This window comes from Halomonas sp. ML-15, from assembly GCF_014779595.1.
In the GTDB taxonomy this organism is placed as follows: Bacteria; Pseudomonadota; Gammaproteobacteria; order Pseudomonadales; family Halomonadaceae; genus Franzmannia.
In genome coordinates, this window is record NZ_JACXZT010000019.1 from 1,678,491 (window position 1) to 1,699,874 (window position 21,384).

The following is a 21,384-nucleotide window of genomic DNA, read 5'->3' on the forward strand; positions in this document are numbered from 1 at the left end:
CTCGGCGAGTCAATTCTGCGGATCGTTCAATCGGAACACGTTGTCGGCCTGGGAGCGGTGCAGACAGATCTCGATCAGCAGGGTGCGATGGGGCTGGAACAGTGCTCTCAGTTGCTCGACGTTCAGACAGAGGTCCTCGATATCCTCGTCGGCCAGGGTGCGAAACCCCACCGGGGCGTAGCGGGCATTGTGCTCGTCCTCATCCAGCATCGGCTCGGCGGTGATCGACATGCCGAGCCGGGTATCGGCACGCTCGACGGCGTCGCAGAGTCGATTGGTGTCGATATAGAGGCTGCGCAGCGAGGTATCGGCCCGGTAGTTGTGCACCTTGCGAATCGCCGACTCGTGAATGCTTCGCGCCAGGGGGCCACCGTCTGGACGGCTAGGGTCGTAGAACTCGATCAGGTAGTCCGTCACCGGCATATCGAACTGGTCGCGCACCCGCACCACGGTATTCTGGAAGCCCGGTTTGCCGCGCCTCTCACCCGGTTGACGGGTCAGCGCCTGGTTGGCCGCGTCGCACTCGTCGCAGAAGTCGCCGAACACGTCGTCTTCGATGGTCAGGGCGCGCTCGATCAGTGCCAGGGCCTCCTGCTGACCATGGCTCAGTCGACTTTCCGCGGCGTCGAGCTTGATCGCCGAGTGATCCAGCCCATCGAGGATACGAAAGGCGCAGCGTCCGCTGGACGCCCGATAGTCGACCACCTCGGGCACGGTGACCCGAACCCCGTCGCGCTCCTTTTCGCGAAAGGCGATCTGCATATGGCCGCAGTTGAGGTTGGCCGTGGCGAGGCGTACGGTGCCGTCGCCGCCCTCCTCGTTGGCCAGCGAACGGATACCGCCATAGCCGGCGTTGCCGCAGAATACCGTGCACAGCATTCGCCCAGAGGCATACATGCTCTCCCCCGTGGCGAAGCGATCCTGCATGGCCAGCGCCCAGCTGAAGGGGCTGGCCAACTCCAGGCCGCGCAGGATATTGGCCCCGGTCTCCAGTACCGCCTGCCCCGCCTGGCGGCTGAAGAAACCGTTGGTGATACGTCCCAGCATCGAACGCCCCACGTGGGCCAGCGGCGAGCCGAAGTTGGCCGGCGCCAGCATCACCAGATGCTTGACCGGAACCTTGTCGGGGGCGAAGTGGCGCACCAGCCAATCACGGATCACCAGGCCACCGGTGGAGTGCACGATAAGGTCGACGCTGGCCACCTCCCGGGGCAGTCCCTGCGCGGTCCAGGCACGATCCAGCGCCGCCTGCAGGTCATCGAAGCGCAGTGCATCGTCCTTGGAGAGGTAGTCGCCGATGGCGATGCGCTGAATACGCTCGTCGCCGAGTCGCTTGCGCAGATGCCCGATCAGCCTTTCGAAGGAGCTGCCCTCGTCGTTCCAGCCATGCAGCAGTACCAGGGGACGATGGTTCATATTACGGCCTCACTATTGTTGTTATATGCCGCCAGGAGGCGGCCGCCCGGCCAGCGATGCTTTGGCGCTCGCGCTATCTCAAGGGTAGCCGCTTCTCCGCGGAGCGCCGCGGTATAAGCTCACTCACCGCGCTTGTCGCCGGGCAGATAATGGCCGGTGACCAGGCGATAGGCGTCCGAGGTGCGATCCCCGGGGATACCGTCGGCCTTCAGGTAAATCCCCGGAAAACTGGTCAGCCAGCGCTGCAGCCGCTGGGCCTTCTCGGTCTCTGCATCGCGGCGGCTGCGGCGCATGCGATGGCGCGACACCAGAGGGCGCTTGCTGTCCTTATCGCCAGCTGGTTCGGCGGCCACCTGGGCATAGAGCGTGGCCGCCGGCTGGTCGGTAAGATCCGTCTCGCCGCGCTCCACCAATCGCCGCAGCATCACCGCCGCACCGCACTGGCGGGAGACGGCGCTGTCGGACCAGCGGCCATCGGCCACATAGCGGCCGCTGGTGTAGTGATTGGAGAAGCTCCACAGATAGGGCGAAAGCACGTGGGAGTGGTACATCCGGTAGCCCCAGCCGTTATAGCGCTCCAGCTGATAGAGGGTGCCGGCCAGGCTCCAGTCGGTGTCGCCATCCAGGCGCTTTAGTGCCATGGCATCGGCGGCACTCACCTCCCAGTCGAAAGGCGGGCTACCGCGCTTTGGCCGGCCTGCAGGCACCTGGACGGTGCGCGCGGTGAGTGGATCGCCATTGTGCAGGTGACAGCGGAAGCTGCAGCCCGACTCCATGCTGTGCACCAGCGCCACGAAGTGCCAGGGCACCCCGCGGCGCTCGGTGACGGTCCGATAGCGGTCGCGATGGGAGAGCAGGCGGTCGACGCTGCGCTCCACTTCGGCCTGGTGCTGGGGAAGGATGTCGCAGCTCTCGAACAGCTGCTCGTACTCGCGACGCAGGGGGTCAGTCAGTCGGATCGACATGAAATCCTCCTATAAGAGGACTCCATGCACTTCGTCCACCTGCCCTGGAGCCCGTAGGGTGTCCCTGATCAGAGTAGACCAGGAACGCCATCCGGGCGGTGGGCCGTCCCTCGCGAAGTGTTGCCTAGCGCTGGATGGCGCGATAGATCCGGAAGCGCCGATCGTCGGCGAGGATCTCGAAGCCGCCGAAGGCGCGCTCGAGCAGATCTGGATAAGGCAGGAAGGCGTTGGCCACCAGGGTCAGGCTGCCACCGTCGGTGAGCCTCGCCGGGGCCTCGCCGATCAGCCGCGCCGCCGGTCCATAGTCAATATCGCGCTCCTGGTGGAACGGCGGGTTGCTGATGATCGCCTCGAAGCGCGCCGCAGCCGGTAGTGCCGCGTAGACGTCGCTACCGATCGCCTGGCCGGCCACGCGGTTGGCGGCCAGGGTGCGCCGCGTGGCCTCTACCGCGAAGGCGTTGATATCCAGCGCACTGACTGTGGCCCCGCGGGTCGCCAGCCAGGCAGCGAGGATGCCGTCGCCGCAGCCGACATCGAGCACCTGGCGATCGACCCAGTCCGGCTGCTGCTCGAGGACCTCGAGCAGCAGCCGGGTGCCGTCGTCGAGCTTGCCATGGCCAAATACGCCGGGATGGCTGACCAGGGTGAGTCCCGCCGCTTCGAACCGCTGCCAGGCCAGTTCAGGGTCCAGTGACACCCGGCCAAGGCGCGTCTCGAACAGCGTGCAGCGTCGTGCGCTATCGCGCTTGCGGCAACCCAATCCCAGCGCTGCCAGTACCTTGAGCGCGCGCTTTACCCCACCGCTGTTCTCCCCTACCACCTGCAGCGGCGTGCCCGCCGGCAGCTGCTGGCACAGCGCCAGCAGCCACCACTCGCCCAGCGCATGGCTCTTGGGCCAGAACAGCACCGCTCCCGGCGGCTCGCCCCAGGCATCGAAAGGCCCACAGGCCGGCCGCCCCAGCGCCTGCCAGGCAGCCAGCACGCCGTGATCGGCGGAGAGCAGCCGGCCGCTGCCGCTCTCCAGCCAGGCGTCCCGGGGCGGCGCTACCCACAGCCAGTCGCGATAGTCGTGGTCCTGGCGCGCCAGCAGCTGGCAGACAGGCGTCTCGGCGCTCATAGGTCAGGCTCCTCGGGCTTGCGCAGGGTATAGAGCAGATAGCGGCCTAGCCGCCAGTAGGCGTCGTCGCGGCAGTGGCGTAGTTCCAGGGCGGTGAGCTTGGCCAGCGTCTCCGGATCGGGATCGCGCTGGCGCAGGTAGTCGTGGAAAACACGAATGCCGGCCACGCCGTCAACGGTAAGACCGCACTCTTCCGCCCAGGCGACCACCTCGGCGTGGGCGACCGGCGAGATCGGCGTCAGCCGCTGCCGCTGACCGGTCCCGGCCAGGCGGTCGGCCAGCGCCTTGTCGAGATTGCCCTTGACGATATTGGAGAGCCTCAGCGCATCGCGATTGAACACCATCAGGCTCAGCTGGCCACCGGGCGCCAGCAAACCGCTCAGGGTATGCAGCGCCTGGCGCGGATCGCCCAGCCACTCCAGCACCGCGTGGCAGACGATCAGCGGCCAGGGCCCAGGGGCCTCGTCAGGCAGCGACTGCAGCGGCAACGACACAAAACGCGGCGCCGGCAAGACGACCTCGGCGGCGAGCAGCCGGCGCGCCTCATCGAGCATCTCGGCAGAGGGCTCGCTTAGCGTCACGGCGTGGCCGCGGCGCGCAAACCAGCATCCCATCTGGCCGAGCCCAGCACCCACATCCAGCACCGGCTGCCGATGGAGGTCGAGCAGCTCGGGCAGCAGGTGATCGAGCAGCGTCAGGCGCAGTTCACCCCTGGGATGGCCATAGAGGCTGGCCGAGAATTTCTCGACCAATCCATCGAAGTAGCGGTCGCCGTCAGCAGAGAGCGGCGCGGGTGAGGCGCCGGTGGGTCGAGAGGCCATCAAGGGTCCGAGCAGGGAGGTTGAGAACGCATTCTAGCGGGCCGTCGCGCTTTGTTCATCCTTGTCCACCGGCCACGGCCGGGGCAACTGATCGGACCAGCGCACCTCGCTCTCCAGCTCGGCGGCGAGCTTCAGCAGGCGGCGGTCATCGCCCATTGCGCCGAGCACCTGCACACCCACCGGCAATCCGGCAGGCGTCACATGCATCGGCAGCGACATGGCCGGCTGACCGGTAAGGTTGGCCAGCTGGGTATAGGGAGTATGGCGTAGAGCGTCGCTGGCCAGACGCTTGAGCAGGCCGAGCTTGAGCGCCAGCTGGGGCACGCCCGGCAGCGCCAGCAGCGACATCAAACGCTCGCGGGCCGGGGGCGGATAGAGTTCGCCAAGACGCGGCGCCGTCCCCGCGGCGACCGGCATTAGCAGCATGTCAAAGCGCTGGTGGAAGGCGCCCATATCCCGTGCAACCCGGTTCCAGTGGCGTTTACCCAGCACATAGTCACGGGCCTTGAGCTGGCGCCCCAAACGACCGACGGCGCGGGTCGACGGCTCGATGTCGAGCTTTCCGACTGCCACGCCGGTCTGCTCCGCGATCCAGGCCAGATCCGCCGCCAGGTGGCCAAGGTAGAGAGTCAGATAGCTGTCGGCCAGGGCCTCGCCGTCCACCGGCGGCTCACACCACTCGACGTGGTGGCCCAGCGCCTCGAGGCGCTGGGCGGCGGCCTCGATAGCCTGCCTGGCCTGCGGGTCGAGCACACTGCCCAGCGAGCGACCGAGCGGTTCGCCGAGCGACACCGCAATGCGCAAGCGCGTTGGTGGCTGCCGGGTGGCCTCGAGAAACCCCTCTTCTCGTCCCATCGGCATCGGCGCGCCGACATCCATGCCGTTGATATGATCGAGCAGCGCCGCACTGTCGCGAACGCTGCGGGTCAGCGCATGCTCGACCACCGCGCCCTCCCAAACCTCGGCATACATCGGTCCCAGCGGCACCCGACCTCGCGAGGGTTTGAAGCCGAACAGGCCACAGTAGCTGGCCGGAATCCGGATCGAGCCACCGCCGTCGCCGGCCATCGCCAGCGGTACCAGTCCGGCGGCCACCGCGGCGGCGGCCCCGCCGCTGGAGCCGCCCGGAGAGCGCTGTGGGTCCCAGGGATTGCGCGGATGAGGGAAGGCCTTGGGCTCGGTGATGCCCATCAGCCCCAGCTCCGGGGTCGCCGTCTGGCCGAGAATGGCAAAGCCCGCCTGGCGCAGCCGGCTTACCAGGGTCGAGTCATCCGTCGCGCGCCAGTGGCGCAGCGCCGCAGAGCCGCAGGCCATCGGCTCCCCCTGAATGGCCATCAGCAGATCCTTGGTCAACAGCGGCACACCGGCAAACGGTGCCTCGGCAGGCACTCTTTCGAGTTCCCGACGTGCTTTATCGAAGCGGGTGCGCACCACCGCGCCGAGGCCGGGATTGACCGTCTCGATCTGGCTGCAGGCGGCGGCGACCACCTCCTCGCGGCTGACGTCGCCGTGGCGAATCAGTTCGCTCAACCCGGTGGCGTCGTAGCGCCGATAGTCGTCCAGCTGCATAGTCCCTCCCGATGGCGCTCTCGCCCCGCAGCATGACATGGATCATGCCCGGCCAAGCAAATCCTTCATACGCCGGCTGCAATGTTTTACTATGCGCTTCTCGCAACACGCTGTTTAGATTAGAACTTACTATAACTACGTACGCTCGGATCAGGACACTCCATTGGGCCATCTTGCCGCTTTGCCTGCGTCTCTTGCCAGCCTGCTCGATCTTCCAGGGCTTGCCATCTCCCTCGCCGACGGCGAACGCCGCGAGTACCCGCTGCTGTTCGTCAATCGCGAATTCGAACGCCTCACCGGTTACTGCTACGAGGAGGTAATCGGCCGCTCGTGCCGCATGCTGCAGAGCCACAGTACCGACCCCGAGGCACTCGCCGCGATTCGGCGGGCCCTGGACGAGAACCAGCCAGTCACGGTGACCCTGGAGAATCGCCGCAAGGACGGCACGCCGTTCTGGAATGAGCTCAGTCTGGCACCGCTGTTCAGCCAGGGTGGGCGTCGCTACCTGGTCGGCATCCAGCGCGACGTCACCGAGCGCGAGCATTCGCAGCAGCGCATGAAGCTCGCCGACGCGGTATTTCGCAACACCCACGACGGCATCCTGGTCACCGACGCCGACAAGCACATCATCGATACCAACCCCGCGTTCAGTGAGCTGACCGGGTATCGCCAAGAGGAGGTGCTGGGCAAGAAGCCCAATTTACTCTCATCAGGCAAGCACGATTCAGGGTTCTATCAGAGCATGTTCGCCGCCGTGGAAGAGCGCGGCTTCTGGACCGGCGACATCTGGAACACCCGCAAGGATGGCAGCCAGCTGATCGAGAACACCACGATCTCGGCGATCCGTGACGATAGCGGCAAGATCGTCAATTACATCGGCGTGTTTCGCGACATCACCCAGCGCCGGCTCAATCAGGCCCGCCTCGAGCGTATGGCCAGCTACGATCCGCTTACCGGCCTGTTCAATCGCGAGCATTTCAATACCCTGCTCGAGCGCCAGCTAGCCAGCCTGGAGTTCACCCAGAGCGGCCTGGCGGTGCTGTTTCTCGATCTCGACGACTTCAAGCCGATCAACGACACCTACGGTCACGCCAGCGGCGACGAGCTACTGGTAGAGATCAGCCGGCGCCTGAAGCGTCTAATGCGCGCCAACGACCTTACCGCACGCTTCGGCGGCGATGAATTCGTGATTGCACTCGGGGGGCTCGGCACCCTGGCCAAGGCCGGCAAGGTCGCGGAGAAAGTGCTCGCCGACCTGACTCAGGCTTTCCACCTCGACAACGGTCAGCGGGTCGAGATCTCGGCCTCGATCGGTATCGCCTTCACCACCGACCATCGGTTGAGTTGCAGCGCCCTGCTCGACGCCGCCGACGCCGCCATGTACGACGCCAAGCAATTAGGCAAGAACCGCATCGCCTTGGCCGTTAGCGGCGGTAGCCAGGACGCCACTCAGGATGCCTACACGCGGGTCAAGGCGGCGTTCGAGGCCGCCGAAATCGTGCTCCACTTCCAGCCAATACTCGACCTGAGGAGCCACGAAATCGTCGGCTTCGAGGCACTGGCCCGCTGGCAACATCCCGTCAAGGGCGTGCTCGGCCCGGAGCATTTCATCGATGTGATCACCCAGTCATCGCTGAGCCTGCCGTTCGGCCGCTGGCTGGTCGACCAGGCTGGACGCGTGGCGCGGCGCTTTCGCGATGCCGGTCACCAGGTGATGATCGCCGTCAACCTGTCCCAGGACCAGATCGAGACGGGAGCCTTTATCGAGGCGCTGTCGGCGACCCGCGCCAAGTACTCCCTGGATGAGCCCTTTCTGGTCGCCGAGGTGCTCGAATCCACCCAGTTCCACGACCTGGAGCTGGCCAACAGCCTGCTGCAGGAAGCCCGAGGTCTGGGTGCCAAGATCGCCCTCGACGACTTCGGCACCGGCATCTCGTCTATCACCTACGCCAGCCAACTGCCACTGAATACCATCAAGATAGACCGCATGGCCACGCGCCATGTCGAACTCCGCCAGGACCGTCAGCAGTTCATCAGCGGCATCATCCATATGGGCCACGCCATGCAGCGCCACGTGCTCGCCGAAGGCATCGAAACCCAGACTCAGCTCGAGACATTGAGTGCCCTGGGCTGCGATCTGGGCCAGGGCTTCCACATCGGAAAGCCGATGGCAGAAGCAGCGCTGTTTGCGCGCTACCTCACCGACAAAGCGCCGCATGACTTCCTGCTGACGCACTGAGCACTGGGGTTTATCTCGGCGCATCAGAGGCTTATAATGCCGCCTCTACGCCCCCTTAGCTCAGCTGGATAGAGCAATCCCCTCCTAAGGGATAGGTCTCAGGTTCGAATCCTGAAGGGGGCGCCAACAAAATTGATCGCTCGCCTCCAGACGGTGACTTCATCTCGCCATGAGCGACGACTTCCCTTGCCCTTTCTATATGCCTTATATTAACAAAGCTTTTACCACGATCTAGCCCACCGTGATCAAAGGACCCTATCATGAAAAAAGGAATAAAAGGCGCTAATACTTATGCAGCACCACCGGATATTGAGGGATTAAGAGCGTTATCAATCGCCATAGCGCGGGGAGAAAGCTCGATTTACCTTGGCTCCAAAACTCAACGGGTCCTTTCCAAACTCATCGAGTTACAAGGGGACCAGTCGCTTCTTTCAATTTCAAGCATCGCCGAAAAGTTAGATGTAAACCCCTCGACAATTTCACGGTTAGCCCGGTCGCTGGGGTACAAGCGCTTTGGAGATCTACAAAAAGTATTGATACAGCCTCGGACTTATGCTCCAAGTGACTTTTATCGCCATCAGGCAGGGAAAGCGCTGGACGCCGACAAATACCACCTGATTGCAGAGTCACATGCACTTACCCAAGAGCACAAGAGAAATATCGATCTAGCCCAAGGCTTGATTAAAACGCAAGATTTTGAAAAATTATCCAGCACTATCATGGGTGCACGGCACGTACGGCTTCATGCCATTCGGCAATTTCATGCCTTCACTAGTTTCATGAATTATGGCTTGGGCATGATTCATGATGATGTAAGCCTTCTGTGTGATGCCAGCCTCAACGTAGCAGAGCGCCTTGCCACCATGACAGAGCAGGATGTCCTAATTACAGCCAGCTGCAAGCCCTATTCCAGACATGTCGCTGAGGTTTGCAAAGTTGCCAAGTCTCACAAAATAACAACTATCGCTTTCACGGATTACGCCAGCTCACCTTTAGTGACACATTCTGACATTGCCGTGCTAGTGCCCCACGATTCAAGGTTTATTTCCAATAGCATGGTGGCATACATCTCCATCGCAGAGTGCTTGATAAATGCGTGTGCAACAACTGCAGGTAGTGAGGCCGAACACGAACTCGCCCAACGCGACCAATTAATAGATGATCTCAACATAGAGCAGCCATAAGCAAACCACTCACTAAGAAAGAAACTATTAGAGAACCGCCTCACTCCATGAGAGAGGACGCTATCCATCCTAGCATCTCCTCATCTTTTAAGTAAATCTGCACCCACTCTTCATACTCCCCCAAAACATGCAACTCATCGCCCTGCTCCATACGGCTTACCACCTCATGCTCCGTGGAGTTCCCCGCTCGAATATTGGCTCTCGTGCTAGAAACTTGACGCACTGCTAAATTATCCAAGCTTGACGCTATATTATCTCTTGCCACTTCATTGCCATTCTGGAGCGCCATCGCAAACCAAAAGACGGCCCATGCATGATTCTCCTCGACTCCCCGGCCCTGCGCATATAGGGCCCCCAGGTTATTCTGCGCATAAGCATCGCCGGCTCTGGCAGCACGTTCATACCACTCGAAAGCCCTGGCATAATCCTGCTCGACACCGCGCCCGTTTTCGTACATGCTGCCCACATTATTCTGAGCGTTTGTGACACCCTGCTGCGCAGCGGCCTCGAACCACGCAGCAGCTCGCGCATCATCCTGTTCAACACCACGCCCCTCCAGGTAGAAAAGTCCCAGCTGGAACTGAGCCTCATCACTGCCCTCCTCGGCAGCACGGCGATACCAAAGCGCGGCCTCTTCAACATGTACGTCATCTTCTTGTCTACGCATATGTAATTCGGCCAAGCCAAGCTGCGCTGGCATATATCCCTGGTCAGCCGCCAATCGATACCACTTCTTCGCTTCCTCTTCGCTGGCCGCCACCCCTCGGCCATTTTCATGCATCATCGCGAGGCGGTATTGTGCTCTGCTATATCCTTGTTCGGCTACCTGACGCCACTCATGAATAGCAGATGCATAGTTACCCCTTCTATATTCCAGAGCACCTTGCTCATAATCTGCTAACAACAGAGAAGGGTATAAACCTACTACCATACATAAGATCAGAATCAACTTCATGGGAACCCTTTACGCCAAGATGCGTGCTTACTCACTCATTCCTCTTCATGCCTATCTACCGGCCCTTCACTCTCTATGCCATCAGGAGGTACGGAGGGCATGTCATTATTCGCGACTAAAAGATCTAGGCGCTGATGCGTCAGCACGCATAGCACACCGGCATCCGTCTTGAAAATGGAGTGATTGGTATCACAGTACAAGGCGGCTGTATTCAGTGTCCGATAGGCGCTGTGAGCATTGGCCATATCAGCGAAGCGTGCTAAGAAAAGTTCTCCTTCAGGACATTCCAAGGCTTGCTCATCACTACTGACGATACAAATCTCTGATTGATCCACAGCGGAGCTTTCTTGCTCCGGAAGACAGCCCGTCAGTAAAAAAGGTGCCATGAAGCATAGAGCGATACGTTTCATGTCAATAATCATCCCAATCCCTGATTGTTATTGAAGAACATATTGAGCTTAATTTACAACATATGGCTCGCGACTATTCAGTAATGTTAATCTCGACCCGTCGATTGGGCTGCAAGCACTGCTTGAGCTCAGGCGTCGTACTCAGACCTGGACACTCTGCGACCGGGTCGCGCTCCCCACGACCGCGGCTTGCAATCGCCACCTCCGGCACCCCCTGCGCTATCAGATAAGCTTTCACCGCTGCGGCACGGCGCTCGGACAATGCCTGATTGTAGGCGACCTCTCCTAAACGGTCGGTGTGTCCTTCAATCACGATTCCAGGATTGGAAAAATCATGCGCCAGTGTGTTCGCCAACTCATCCAGGCCACGCCGCCCTTCCAGGCTCAGGTCGCTACTATCAAAAGCGAATAGGATGTCTGAGGAGAGCGTCACGTCATGCACCCGTTCACCGACATCCGGCGCATCGACCTCGACTGGAAAAATCAAGCTCGCACACTCGGGACGCTGCCAGTGCGTCTCCTTCACCCGCATGCTTTGATCGAAAAACAGCTTGTATTGGCAAGTGATATAGTCCGTCCCTTCGCCAGTATAGAAGTTGAACGCGTAGTCCCACTCTCTAACCGCGAAGAAACCTTCACTGAAGTGCGGGTCGCCAAGCAGTAGCCTGACCTGATCCTTGCTCTGCCCCTCCGAGATGCGGTGAATGGCCTCAGGGTTGATGAAATCCCCGGTATCGAGGTAGGAGCTGTCGAGATCGGGGAAATGTACCTCACTCTCCTCGTCCAAGCTCCCGGGAGAAGCGCACCCTTGCATCCCCAAGGCCAACATACCTACAAGGCCAAGGTATAGAGGCATGCCGCGAACTGTTCGTCTTTTCAACATCGTATGCCCCTTTGCTTTACCAGTGGAAGCCCGCACCAACCCCGGCGCCGAAATTACCCTGAGAGTCACCGGAAACGTTGAGCTTTGCCGCCCAGCGCCCATTATCAGAAAGTCGCGAGGCGCCAACGGAAACCGCCGACTCTCCGTTGTAGGTGCCAGCCCCCGCGGCCAACATGCTCTTGCCTGGCTGGTACGCTTGCGGGATGGAGGCCATCGCCATGGCACTCGCAGTGCCGGCATTAGCCTGATCTTCCACATCGTCGATGCGGCCATGTACATCGCCAATCTGTTGCTCGAACTGATGACTCAGCTCACGCATCTGCCCCAGGTTCACCGCGTCACTATCCTCGACACCCGCCGAGATATTGCGCAGCCGCGTAGAGGTGCCTTCCTCGCCAAACGTCACCGAGCTGTAGTCCACGTTACCGTCGCTATCCCGGTCGTAGTTCACCGCACCGGCCTGCACCGATTCCAGCTGCCGTACGTTGACCGCATCGGTCGATTCCGTGCCGCCCGCTACGTTGGTGATCTGCCGCTCGCCGCCTTCGCTGCCCACCGACACCGCGCCCTGGGTCGAGGCCACCGACTCGCCGGAGAAAGCTTCCTCCTGGCCGGCCAAGCCTTCACGCTCAGCCACTGAGCCCGCCCCCAGCGCTACGCCGCCTTCGCTCTCAGCGCGGGCACCGTCCCCCGCAGCGACGCTGTGGTCGCCCGCCGCAACGCTTTCAGGGCCCATTGCCACACTTTCGACACCGTCTGCCTCGGCCGCCGCAGCCTCGGAGTTGGCGGTAAAGTACTTGCTACCTCCCTCTTCGATATTGCTGACCTGATTCTGCACCTCCCATAGTTGGCTGCCATTGACCGCATCGCTGCTCTGTTCCGACACTTCGCCGGCCGCCACATTAGTGATGCTCGTACCTTCGTCGCCTTCCAAAGTAATGGAGTCGTAATTCACGCTGCCGTCTTCGTTGGTGTCGTACTTCACGGCTTGGTCGTTCAACTCGTCGAAGCTATCACCCAGATTCGCGACGTCTCCCTCGACGTTTGTCACCCGATTATCGAGCTCGGTGACATCACCCTCCACCTCACCGACCCGGCCATCGATGCTCTCCACGGCCTGGTTGGTGGCATGCAGCTGCGAACCGTTGATCGCGTCGGTGCTATCGGCGCTGACACGGCCCGCGGCGACATTGGTGATGGTACGTTCAGCGCCATTACTTCCCACGCTTACGGTGGCGACGGGCTCGGCACCGGCGAAATCGTAGCTCTGGCCAGCGATCTCGATATCCGCCGTGGCGACCGCCTCACTGGTTTGCGCCCCCTGGCCCAAGGCAACGCTGCCCTGATGGTCAGCCTGGGCATCGCGCCCCAGTGCCAAGGCGTCATCCGCCGTCGCTTGCGCGTCATACCCCACCGCCGTGGCACCCGGCGCCTGGGCGAAGGCATCGCTCTCGGCCAGGCCACTCTCGTTGGTGCGCACGTAGCGAATGCCGCGACCATTGTCGTCGATATACTCCTCGCTGGTGTCACCCGCGATGTCGGTGAACGTATCGCCGACATCCTCAACGGCTTGCTGCATGGTATACAGCTGAGAACCATTGACCGCATCGGTGCTTTCCTCTTCGACGCGGCCTGCAGCCACATTGGTAATGGTGCGCTCTTGGTCTGCATCGCCCACGCTGACGGTACCCACCGGATCGCTACCGGCAACGTCATAGGTGATGCCATTGATGGTAGTCTCGGCGGTCCCCACCGGGGCCGACGTCACGGCGTTACCGCCCAGCGCCACGCTACTGGGATCACCCGCTACCGCCCCGGCCCCCAGCGCAATGGACTGTTCACCGGTGGCTTCGGACTCGGTACCCATGGCAATCGCATCGGGCAAGGAGACATAGGCTTGCTGGCCGATCGCCGTCCCCCCCGGGGCCGTGGCCTCGACCAGCGCCCCATCGCCCATACCGATGCCATGATCGGCGTTGACGATGGTGTCGGGACCGACGGCGATGGACTCCTCGCCGGCCGCTATCGAGTCGTTGGTGCCATCCTCATCGGCGGAATTTGCATGGAAGTAGAGGGTGCCGGTCTGCGTCACCGAAGAGATCGCGCCCTGCAACTGGCGAATGGTCACGGCATCTTGATCCTGCGTCCCATCCGCCACGTTGGTGACCTGACGGTACGCCTCACCATCACGACCTAAGGAGACCGCACCGAGCAATTCCTGATCGTTGGTGTTATAGGTAATGGTCGCCGTGCCCGCATCAATCACACCGTCTGTCGGCGCCGTCTCACGATCGACGATGGACTCGGCTCCCAACGCCGCGCCCCCGACGATATTCGATTGCGCCTCCCGCCCGAAGGCCACCGCATCTTCCTGCGTGGCACTGGCCCCCACACCGGCAGCGATGGCATTCACCTCGGTCGCGCCATCGTTGTCGAAGTTGTCCTGCTGGGTGCCGCCATCGTTGACGCTGTAGTAGCGAATCGTGCTCTCATCAATGGACTCGTTGAGCTGGCCGAGATTGACCGCGTGGTCGCCTTCGGTGCCATCGGCCAGACCGACGATCTGGGTATCGTTCATGTCGATACCGCCGCCGTCGATCACCGGGCCACCGTCGTTGATGGTCACGCTATCCAGCGCCAGATCATCGTTGAGGGCGATCTGCAGTTCGTCGTCATCGGTAACCTCGGTGCTCAGGTTGGCATTGCTGCCGACGATGTTGAAGGTCTCGCCCAGACGGCGCTCGGTGTCGCCGACCTCACCGCCGAAGGTGAGTGGGGTATCGGCGACCTCCTCGGTCAGGTTGGTGACCTGCCCCAGGTTGACCGCATCACCCTCCTCGATCGCGTCGCCGACATTGGTGATACGGTTGTCGCTCATGTCGATCTCGGTGTTCTCGGCAATGGTGAAGCTATCACCACCGAAGACGGTGTCCCCCTCGGTGATATTGAACACCTCGTCGCCGTCGTGCGTGACGCTGAGATCGCCTTCCATCAGCGTATCGCCTTCCACCGTAAGATCTTCGCTGATCTCGACATTGCTGAACGCGACATCATCGGCGGTAGCCACGCTGATCTCCTGGCCATCGCTGGTGATCTCGATGTTCTGGCCATCCAGGAAGGTGACCGTATCCCCGGGCGCCACATTGGTCGACGCATCGGCATTGGTCTGTACGTCCCAGCCCTGGTTGGCGACGTCGCTGACTTCATTGAGCTGGCCGAGATTGACCGCGTGGTCGTCCTCGCTGCCGTCGGCCAGGCCGACGATCTGGGTATCGTTCATGTCGATACCGCCGCCGTCGATCACCGGGCCACCGTCGTTGATGGTCACGCTATCCAGCGCCAGGTCGTCGTTGAGGGCGATCTGCAGTTCGTCGTCGTCGGTGACCTCAGTGCTGAGGTTGGCGTTACTGCCGACGATGTTGAGGGTCTCGCCCAGCCGGCGCTCGGTGTCGCCGACCTCACCGCCGAAGGTGAGCGGCGTATCGGCGAGACCTTGCAGCTGCGCCACATTGACGGCATCGCTGTCCTCGGTACCGGCGGCTACTCCAGTGATCTGACGATACTCACCACTGTCGGCATCCCCGACACTGATCGCCGAGCGAGTCGATGTCGTCGCCAGGATGGCATCGTCATCGGCACCCTCGGGTACATAGCCGGCAATGCCAGCCGCCGTGCTCGCTACCGAACCGGAGCCCAGGGCGACGCCCCCTTCCTCCGTCACGTCCGCATCATTGCCCAGCACGAAGGCATCGGCGACATCGATAGCGTTGTCGTTACCGATCACCCGGCTTCCTGTCGCACCAGCCCCAAGAGTATTGTCGTTACCAAAGGCGCCGGCCTCGTCGGCGTCGATGGTATTATCGTTCCCCAGTGCATAACTGCCTGTGCCGGTGATGACATTAGGATCACCGACGGCCCCTGAGTGGTCGCCGCTGACCTCGTTTTGGTAGCCGATACTGATACTTTGCTCGCCGGACGCGACCGCCCCCGTGCCCAAGGCTAACGAGTCTTCCCCAGACGCCTGACTCCCTCCCCCCATGGCCAAGCTGTTAATACCTGTTGCAGCGGCTTGATTGCCTACTGCCACCGAGTCATCACCCTGAGAGTTGGCCAAGAAACCAATTGCCGTAGAGCCTTCGCCGATTGACGTCGCCTGATCACCAATGGCAGTGGCACTCAGCTCGGCTTGGGTATCGTTGCCAATCGCCACTGCGCGATTAGCTGCTGCATCAGCCAGTGCCCCGATTGCGACGGATTGTTCGCCGGCGGCACCAGCCTCCAGGCCAAAGGCCACGGCCCCCTGCTCGCTTGCCACGGCCTGTGTACCGAAAGCGAGGGAGTCAGCACCACTTGCCTGCGTGTTCTCGGTGGAGTAGTCGCGCGTGGAATCAGCAGAGCCGATAGCAATGGCGCGCTGCCCAGAGGCAAGAGACGACTGCCCCATGGCCAAAGCGCCATCACCGATGGCAGCCGAAACATTGCCAAAGGCAATGGCGTTCCTGCCGGTAGAGGCTGACTCCCGCCCTATCGCCATCGCAGCCCAGCCGGTAGCTACCCCACGGTTGCCCAGCACGACGTTATTGTTGCTACCAGCGTACGAATAGGCACCGAGAACCGTCGACGCACCTTGGTTGTTTGCGGGAGATTCAGCAATCGAATTAGCCCCAAGGACAACGGATCCAAAAGATGTTGCCTGGGCATTGGTACCAATGGCAACCGCTCCGGTGACATTTAAACCACCCGAGTAATCAATTGGCACATCATCGTCCAACACGAAAGGATTCGACCAGTAGAGCGTTGTTAACCCTGAGTCAGTTGCCTCTGTTCCATCGCCCACTTGCAAACCATCACCGCTACCTTCGAGCACTGCACTCTGTGCGGCGAAACTGGACGATGGCAATGTCACCCCCGCTGCCACCACCAGTACCACGAGTGGTAGAGAAAATAGTGGCCGTGCACAAGTTGGAGACAACCGTAACGTCTGGGCAACGGCTCTATGCCCAACCGGCCCCTGTTGTGTGGAGGATTTACTGCGGCTGTGTGCCGCTTCCGATGCCACCACTGGCCGCCCCAGCGCACGGTTCCATACTACGCGGTATATCTTATTCATTGGGCCCCCTCGAGATACTCCGCGCACTCTCCGTATGCTGACGCTAGCGTCAGACCCCATCAATTGGGTCGAAACATGACGGCATATCACTCAACAGTGCGCGACATCTATTTTTATTAGCGAATCTTAAACTGAGTAATAGCTAGCAATTCAAAAGGGCGCAAATGGCATGATCGAAAACGCAAAGATATTTACATACCTCTCCGAACATACCTGCCAATATCGTTATTCAACAAATGCGAGGCCATGTAACAGAAAAATTAACAAACAGAAACAACATCCTAAACCATCATTCCTCGATCTCAGGTAAAAATAATATAGTGCTGATTTCACTAACAAACCAAAGAAACGGCCGACACTGGCTATCATGCCTGCGCCAGCCGAGTGACTTACATTACCTTACTGATCGACGGTAATGGCCGACTCGATCTTGAACTCTTCTTCCTCACTATTTCCGTGGTACACGGTGAATTCACGTCCGCTCTCCGTGACGCTACCGCTCGCAGACCAGCCACTGCCCAACTCAACGCTATCGCCCTCGTCACCGTAGATGAAGAGCGCATTGTTGTCGTCGGGCACATCGATCACACCGTCTACCGTCAGATCGCTCAGAGGTCAATCTCAGCATCGGCACCCAGTTCCGCCAGGCTCGGTACTCTATCGCTGCGCACGTTGAGCAGTGTGTGCTCGCTGATATCGAACTGCTGCTGATAGACACTGCGGAAGCGATCGATCGACTGACGATATTGATTGAGGCACTCAAGCTGCTCAAACAGTCTTTGCGTATCGTTATAGGCAACCTGGGTTGTATGGCGAACGTTGGTCCAGGCCAATTCACGCTGATCGATCACCCGCTAATGATCGACATAGTTCTCTTGCGCCAAGCGCACCCGCTCACGATAGCGCTGCACATCCAGATAGGCGCGGGTCGCTTCTAGTGCCATGTCCTCGCTAGCGCCCAGCAACTCGTAGTAGCTGACCCGCTTGGCCCGATCTAGACGCTCTACCTCGCTGCGCGTGGCGAAGCCGTCATAAATCATTTGGTTGAGAGTCAACTCTGCGAAACTGGTGTCATAGCTACCTCGACCATCCCCTTCGCGATCCTCACGACCGACACCGGCCGAGACGTCGATGCTCGGCAAATAACTGCCGCGCGCGGAGTCCACCATATGGCCCGCTGCATTAAACCCATTCCATGCAGCACGCACCTCAGGGTTGGTCGAGATAGAACGTTGAACCACATCATGCAGGTTTTCAGAACCCTGCGAGGCTAAGCCTTCTGGCAGAGACTGCGCCGCGGCGACAGGCAACAGTAGTGATAGCCCCCTAACACTATCGATGTGGCCAGTCGACGTGGCGGCCAGGATGAAAGCGAGACATGCGGAATAATATTACTCCGCAAAGCTATACCTCCTTCCAGCAGGTGGCTCTCTCTTGCTTGAGGAACTACGTTATAGAGCATCCGGCGAGAATGACTCAGTGAAATCTTGCAGCGCATGTGGCAATAACCTTACAGAGAGCAATGTTTTTTGGCGCCTAAAGAGGTGTCGTAATATTCAGCCCGAGACTCTAGTATAAGCCAATGTAAATTTCTTTGCATTTTCAACAACTAAGCACGTTTTTTTTGCAAAAACGACCATCTTGCTTGCAAAATCAGTGTCTTATGTACCACATTATTTAACTCAGAGGCATGTCGCATGCGATAGCTATCGCTGCTTCCGTATCTCATGGCACCGGCCTAGTAACAATGAACAGCATCATCTTGGGAAACATGGGAGCTTGATCATGGATGAAACTCCAGCCGACTTGAGATTTGCGGAAATATGGCTGCATGACAATGCGTCCCGCAACATTTCCATGGCGAACCTGGCCAATCATTTAGGGTATTCTGAATCGCATTTGCGACGAATTTTTTTGCGTGAATTTGGCTATAGCCCTGGACGCTACCGAGACCTGTTGAGGGTAGAAAAAGCATCTCTTCTTCTGGCAAGAACGGGGCTTCCTATCATTGAGGTTTCCAACCTTTGCGGCTATACGAGTCACCCGATTTTTACTCGTGCTTTTCGTCAAAAACGGGGGATCTCTCCCCGCGCCTATCGCATGGAGGCATGGCGGCATCTTCGCATGGGAAATAGCAAAATTTCTTGCATACCAGATAGTGTCAGCTACGACATAAAAATCTTTCAAGATATTGAGTATGAATTTTTCCTTGCGCGGCATTACGGCCATCTCGCGACCGGCACACAGCAGAAAGCATGGCATTACTATACGAGTAGCCACCTATCGCCCAGCGTCGAGTACGGTCAAGCGGCATGGATTTGGCACGGCGACAGTTACATTACGCCTAAGGGGCGTTTCAAGCTCGATCTCGGCTTTCGCTGCAATCAACGGCGTCCGGGCATTAATACACGCTTATTTCGTCACACAATGATAAGGGCGGACCGCGCCGTGAGGACACGTTTCAAAAAAGCGGAAGATATTCCCTGGATCCGGGAATATCTACTGCTGAAATGGCTACCGGAGCGCAATGAGAATATCAACGGCGAGCCCATGTGCGTGGTATTCGATGCACAGGATAGTTGCGATGGGGCCGGGCATTTAACCCTTCCACTGCACGCTTGAGCAGTGAGTTCGCATAGCCGGGCTCTTATGTATCGAGCTCGAATGACTCCGTCGTTTAGGCCTGGACCACGGCATCCCGCCCCGAAGCTTTGGCTTGATAGCTTGCTGCGTCGGCCCTTGCCAGCACGGTTTCGATGTCCTCGTCACTCTCTAGCAAGGCGGTCAGCCCCATGCTGAGCGTCACATGATAGATGCTACCGTTCTGCTCGACGTAGATCTCGCCGATCGCCTTACGAATTTTCTCGGCCAGGCGTTGCGCTTGGCTGAGGCTGCAGCTGGGCAACAGCACGGCAAACTCGTCCCCGCCCTGGCGCGCCACATGATCGCTGTTGCGCACCTCCCAGGCCAGCACCTGGGCAATCCGCCGCAGCATCTCGTCGCCCAGGGCATGCCCCCCCTCATCGTTGATCGGCTTGAAGCGGTCGAGGTCGAACATCAGCAGCGCCGACGGGGTACCGGCCTTCTTCCAATCGGCGAGAGCCTCCTCGAGCCGGCGCTCGAAGCCGCGCCGATTGAGCAGCCCCGTAAGCGGATCGTGCTCGGCCTCCCAGCGCTGCAGTGCCTCGCGCTGGCGGCTATCGGTAATGTCCTTGACGGTGCCTACATAGCCCAGCGGCGCCTCGCCATCATCGACCCGGCTCACGTTCACCTCGAGCCATAGCGTCTGGCCATTGGCCGCGTGGTAGCGCATCTGCCGAGTAAAAGGGTGACCGCTGTCCAGCGTATGTCGCCACAGATCACGCACGTCATCGCGCTCGTCGACGTGCAGGTGATCGAAGATCCCCCCGTCACGGTAGTCATTCAGGCCATAACCGGTGAGATGTTGCAGTGCGGGATTGAGATAGTCCATCTGTCCGCTCAGGTTGCAGATAAACAGCCCGGTCGGGGATGAATCGAGCACTGCGTCGAGAAATGCCTGGCGGTCCTGGAGCATCGCCTTGGCCTGCTCGCGCTGGTGTTCAAGACTATTGAAGGTATCCGCCACTTCCTGCAGCTCGCGCATCCCGGTGCGCAGATCGACGCGTCTGGCGGCCCCTTGCGCTACCCGAGCGATCTGCCGCTCGAGACGATGCAGCGGGCGCAGCAGCCATTTGAGGCCCCACCACAGCAGCGGCAGCATCAACAGCACAGTGAGTAATCCTACCCACTGCTGCTGTCGCAAGAACGCCTTCACTGGGCCAATCACTTGCGAGCGAGGTAGATAGACACCCACCACCCAGTTGGCCGACCAAACCTGTCGATAGGCCTGCAGCGCGGGCGTTCCATCGACCAGACGCCCTTCCGCTGCCCCTTGCCAACCAGACAGCGCCAGATCGAGTTCGGGGTGGGTATCGGCGCCAGGCACCGGCTGCATGATCAGCGCATGATCGGGGTGGGAGAGCACCCGTCCCGACGCCGTCGACAAGGCGGCAAAACCTGCTTCGCCGATGCGGATGCGCCGCAGGCCGGAAAAGAAGCTGCCATCCTCGACACTGACCACACCGCCAATCATGCCCAGAAAGCGCCCCTGCTCCAACACCGGCACGCCGATCGTGACCAGCGGCACATCGCTTGCCGCACCGATGAAGGGCTCGGAGACATAGGGGCGGCGCACGTGCTGGATATGCCGGAAGTACTCACGTTCAGTGACATCCAAACCGCGGCGACCGGACAACTCGGGAACATCGGCCAGCACCTCACCGTCGGCCGAAATAACCACCAGCACATCGAACAGCGCCAGTAGCCCGACGTTCTCATCGAGTAGTGCCGCGGCCTGCTCGGGCCCCTCCGGCACCTTCGACGCGAGGCGCTGAAGGGCATCGATTCGCACCTCGACGGCCTCTTCGATATGGCGGGCGATCAGCTCCGCTTCGTACTCCAGATGGTAACGATTGGTCTGTTCGGCCAGATGGTCGCCTGTGCGCGACGCGACCAGAATTATCGCCGCGATCAGCAACAGCCAGCCGATGCTGATGCCGATGACCAAGCGCGAATGCAGGGAGTAAAGCACTCTGTGAGGGAGTGCCTTGGGAGTCTGTCGTGTCATTGTGGATAGTCTATCATGCCGCTTGGAGCGACTCAGCGCGCACCATCTTCCGATCAGCGACCACTAG

Annotated in this window: 16 protein-coding genes, 1 tRNA gene and 1 pseudogene; 4 read left to right on the forward strand and 14 right to left on the reverse strand. The window is 60.3% G+C overall.

Going from position 1 to position 21,384, the window contains the following annotated elements:
* Window positions 1-9: 9 nt before the first annotated feature.
* The 5 genes from IEI94_RS19590 to IEI94_RS19610 all read right to left on the reverse strand — a co-directional run bounded on the left by IEI94_RS19590 (window position 10) and on the right by IEI94_RS19610 (window position 5,888).
* A complete protein-coding gene (locus tag IEI94_RS19590; protein ID WP_191168897.1) occupies window positions 10-1,416 on the reverse strand; it encodes an esterase/lipase family protein in 1,407 nt (468 codons plus the stop codon).
* Between the two features lie 119 nt (window positions 1,417-1,535).
* Window positions 1,536-2,381, reverse strand: a complete 846-nt coding sequence (locus tag IEI94_RS19595; RefSeq protein WP_191168898.1) for a hypothetical protein — start codon at window positions 2,379-2,381, stop codon at window positions 1,536-1,538.
* Between the two features lie 124 nt (window positions 2,382-2,505).
* A complete protein-coding gene (locus IEI94_RS19600) occupies window positions 2,506-3,498 on the reverse strand; it encodes a class I SAM-dependent methyltransferase (protein ID WP_191168899.1) in 993 nt (330 codons plus the stop codon).
* Window positions 3,495-4,319 (reverse strand): methyltransferase, encoded by an 825-nt coding sequence (locus IEI94_RS19605; RefSeq protein ID WP_191168900.1) that lies wholly within the window; start codon window positions 4,317-4,319, stop codon window positions 3,495-3,497. Before IEI94_RS19605 ends, IEI94_RS19600 begins: the two co-directional genes overlap by 4 nt.
* A gap of 33 nt (window positions 4,320-4,352) precedes the next feature.
* Entirely contained in the window at window positions 4,353-5,888 is a 1,536-nt protein-coding gene (locus tag IEI94_RS19610; protein WP_191168901.1) for an amidase, read from the reverse strand.
* Window positions 5,889-6,051: 163 nt separating this feature from the next.
* Here IEI94_RS19610 and IEI94_RS19615 point away from each other — a divergent pair, with 163 nt between their 5' ends.
* The 3 genes from IEI94_RS19615 to IEI94_RS19625 all read left to right on the forward strand — a co-directional run bounded on the left by IEI94_RS19615 (window position 6,052) and on the right by IEI94_RS19625 (window position 9,311).
* The gene (locus IEI94_RS19615) at window positions 6,052-8,127 is read left to right on the forward strand and encodes a putative bifunctional diguanylate cyclase/phosphodiesterase (RefSeq protein ID WP_191168902.1); all 2,076 of its coding nucleotides are present in this window, start codon (window positions 6,052-6,054) and stop codon (window positions 8,125-8,127) included.
* Between the two features lie 49 nt (window positions 8,128-8,176).
* Window positions 8,177-8,253 (forward strand) — tRNA-Arg (locus IEI94_RS19620).
* A 134-nt stretch (window positions 8,254-8,387) separates the two neighbouring features.
* The gene (locus tag IEI94_RS19625; protein ID WP_191168903.1) at window positions 8,388-9,311 is read left to right on the forward strand and encodes a MurR/RpiR family transcriptional regulator; all 924 of its coding nucleotides are present in this window, start codon (window positions 8,388-8,390) and stop codon (window positions 9,309-9,311) included.
* 40 nt (window positions 9,312-9,351) lie between these two features.
* On the opposite strand, the gene IEI94_RS19630 is transcribed toward IEI94_RS19625, so the two are convergent.
* From IEI94_RS19630 to IEI94_RS19655, 8 genes and pseudogenes are all read right to left on the reverse strand, one after another.
* The gene (locus IEI94_RS19630) at window positions 9,352-10,266 is read right to left on the reverse strand and encodes an SH3 domain-containing protein (RefSeq protein ID WP_191168904.1); all 915 of its coding nucleotides are present in this window, start codon (window positions 10,264-10,266) and stop codon (window positions 9,352-9,354) included.
* Between the two features lie 35 nt (window positions 10,267-10,301).
* A complete protein-coding gene (locus IEI94_RS19635) occupies window positions 10,302-10,676 on the reverse strand; it encodes a hypothetical protein (RefSeq protein WP_191168905.1) in 375 nt (124 codons plus the stop codon).
* A gap of 73 nt (window positions 10,677-10,749) precedes the next feature.
* Window positions 10,750-11,463 carry an OmpA family protein gene (locus IEI94_RS19640; protein WP_191168906.1) on the reverse strand — a complete coding sequence of 238 codons (714 nt, stop codon included), beginning with the start codon at window positions 11,461-11,463 and terminating at the stop codon, window positions 10,750-10,752.
* Between the two features lie 112 nt (window positions 11,464-11,575).
* Window positions 11,576-15,343 (reverse strand): YadA-like family protein, encoded by a 3,768-nt coding sequence (locus IEI94_RS22830; protein WP_318153425.1) that lies wholly within the window; start codon window positions 15,341-15,343, stop codon window positions 11,576-11,578.
* Between the two features lie 132 nt (window positions 15,344-15,475).
* A pseudogene (locus IEI94_RS23000) lies at window positions 15,476-16,729 on the reverse strand (ESPR-type extended signal peptide-containing protein); the annotation flags it as partial.
* A gap of 339 nt (window positions 16,730-17,068) precedes the next feature.
* Window positions 17,069-17,257, reverse strand: a complete 189-nt coding sequence (locus IEI94_RS19650; RefSeq protein WP_191168908.1) for a hypothetical protein — start codon at window positions 17,255-17,257, stop codon at window positions 17,069-17,071.
* A gap of 20 nt (window positions 17,258-17,277) precedes the next feature.
* Complete coding sequence (locus tag IEI94_RS22900; protein ID WP_318153426.1) at window positions 17,278-17,520, reverse strand: hypothetical protein; 243 nt, start codon at window positions 17,518-17,520, stop codon at window positions 17,278-17,280.
* Between the two features lie 3 nt (window positions 17,521-17,523).
* Window positions 17,524-17,979, reverse strand: a complete 456-nt coding sequence (locus IEI94_RS19655; RefSeq protein ID WP_318153427.1) for a TolC family protein — start codon at window positions 17,977-17,979, stop codon at window positions 17,524-17,526.
* A gap of 475 nt (window positions 17,980-18,454) precedes the next feature.
* On the opposite strand from IEI94_RS19655, the gene IEI94_RS19660 reads away from it, so the two are divergent.
* Window positions 18,455-19,291 carry a helix-turn-helix transcriptional regulator gene (locus IEI94_RS19660; protein WP_191168909.1) on the forward strand — a complete coding sequence of 279 codons (837 nt, stop codon included), beginning with the start codon at window positions 18,455-18,457 and terminating at the stop codon, window positions 19,289-19,291.
* A 55-nt stretch (window positions 19,292-19,346) separates the two neighbouring features.
* On the opposite strand, the gene IEI94_RS19665 is transcribed toward IEI94_RS19660, so the two are convergent.
* Complete coding sequence (locus tag IEI94_RS19665) at window positions 19,347-21,317, reverse strand: diguanylate cyclase (protein WP_191168910.1); 1,971 nt, start codon at window positions 21,315-21,317, stop codon at window positions 19,347-19,349.
* Between the last annotated feature and the right edge of the window lie 67 nt (window positions 21,318-21,384).

Excerpts from the sequence above, each read along its gene's own strand:
- IEI94_RS19610 (WP_191168901.1), bottom strand. The coding sequence starts at position 5,888 with ATGCAGCTGGACGACTATCGGCGCTACGACGCCACCGGGTTGAGCGAA.
- IEI94_RS19600 (WP_191168899.1), bottom strand. The coding sequence starts at position 3,498 with ATGAGCGCCGAGACGCCTGTCTGCCAGCTGCTGGCGCGCCAGGACCAC.
- IEI94_RS19665 (WP_191168910.1), bottom strand. The coding sequence starts at position 21,317 with ATGACACGACAGACTCCCAAGGCACTCCCTCACAGAGTGCTTTACTCC.
- IEI94_RS19635 (WP_191168905.1), bottom strand. The coding sequence starts at position 10,676 with ATGAAACGTATCGCTCTATGCTTCATGGCACCTTTTTTACTGACGGGC.
- IEI94_RS19630 (WP_191168904.1), bottom strand. The coding sequence starts at position 10,266 with ATGAAGTTGATTCTGATCTTATGTATGGTAGTAGGTTTATACCCTTCT.
- IEI94_RS19625 (WP_191168903.1), top strand. The coding sequence starts at position 8,388 with ATGAAAAAAGGAATAAAAGGCGCTAATACTTATGCAGCACCACCGGAT.
- IEI94_RS19590 (WP_191168897.1), bottom strand. The coding sequence starts at position 1,416 with ATGAACCATCGTCCCCTGGTACTGCTGCATGGCTGGAACGACGAGGGC.
- IEI94_RS19660 (WP_191168909.1), top strand. The coding sequence starts at position 18,455 with ATGGATGAAACTCCAGCCGACTTGAGATTTGCGGAAATATGGCTGCAT.
- IEI94_RS19605 (WP_191168900.1), bottom strand. The coding sequence starts at position 4,319 with ATGGCCTCTCGACCCACCGGCGCCTCACCCGCGCCGCTCTCTGCTGAC.
- IEI94_RS19595 (WP_191168898.1), bottom strand. The coding sequence starts at position 2,381 with ATGTCGATCCGACTGACTGACCCCCTGCGTCGCGAGTACGAGCAGCTG.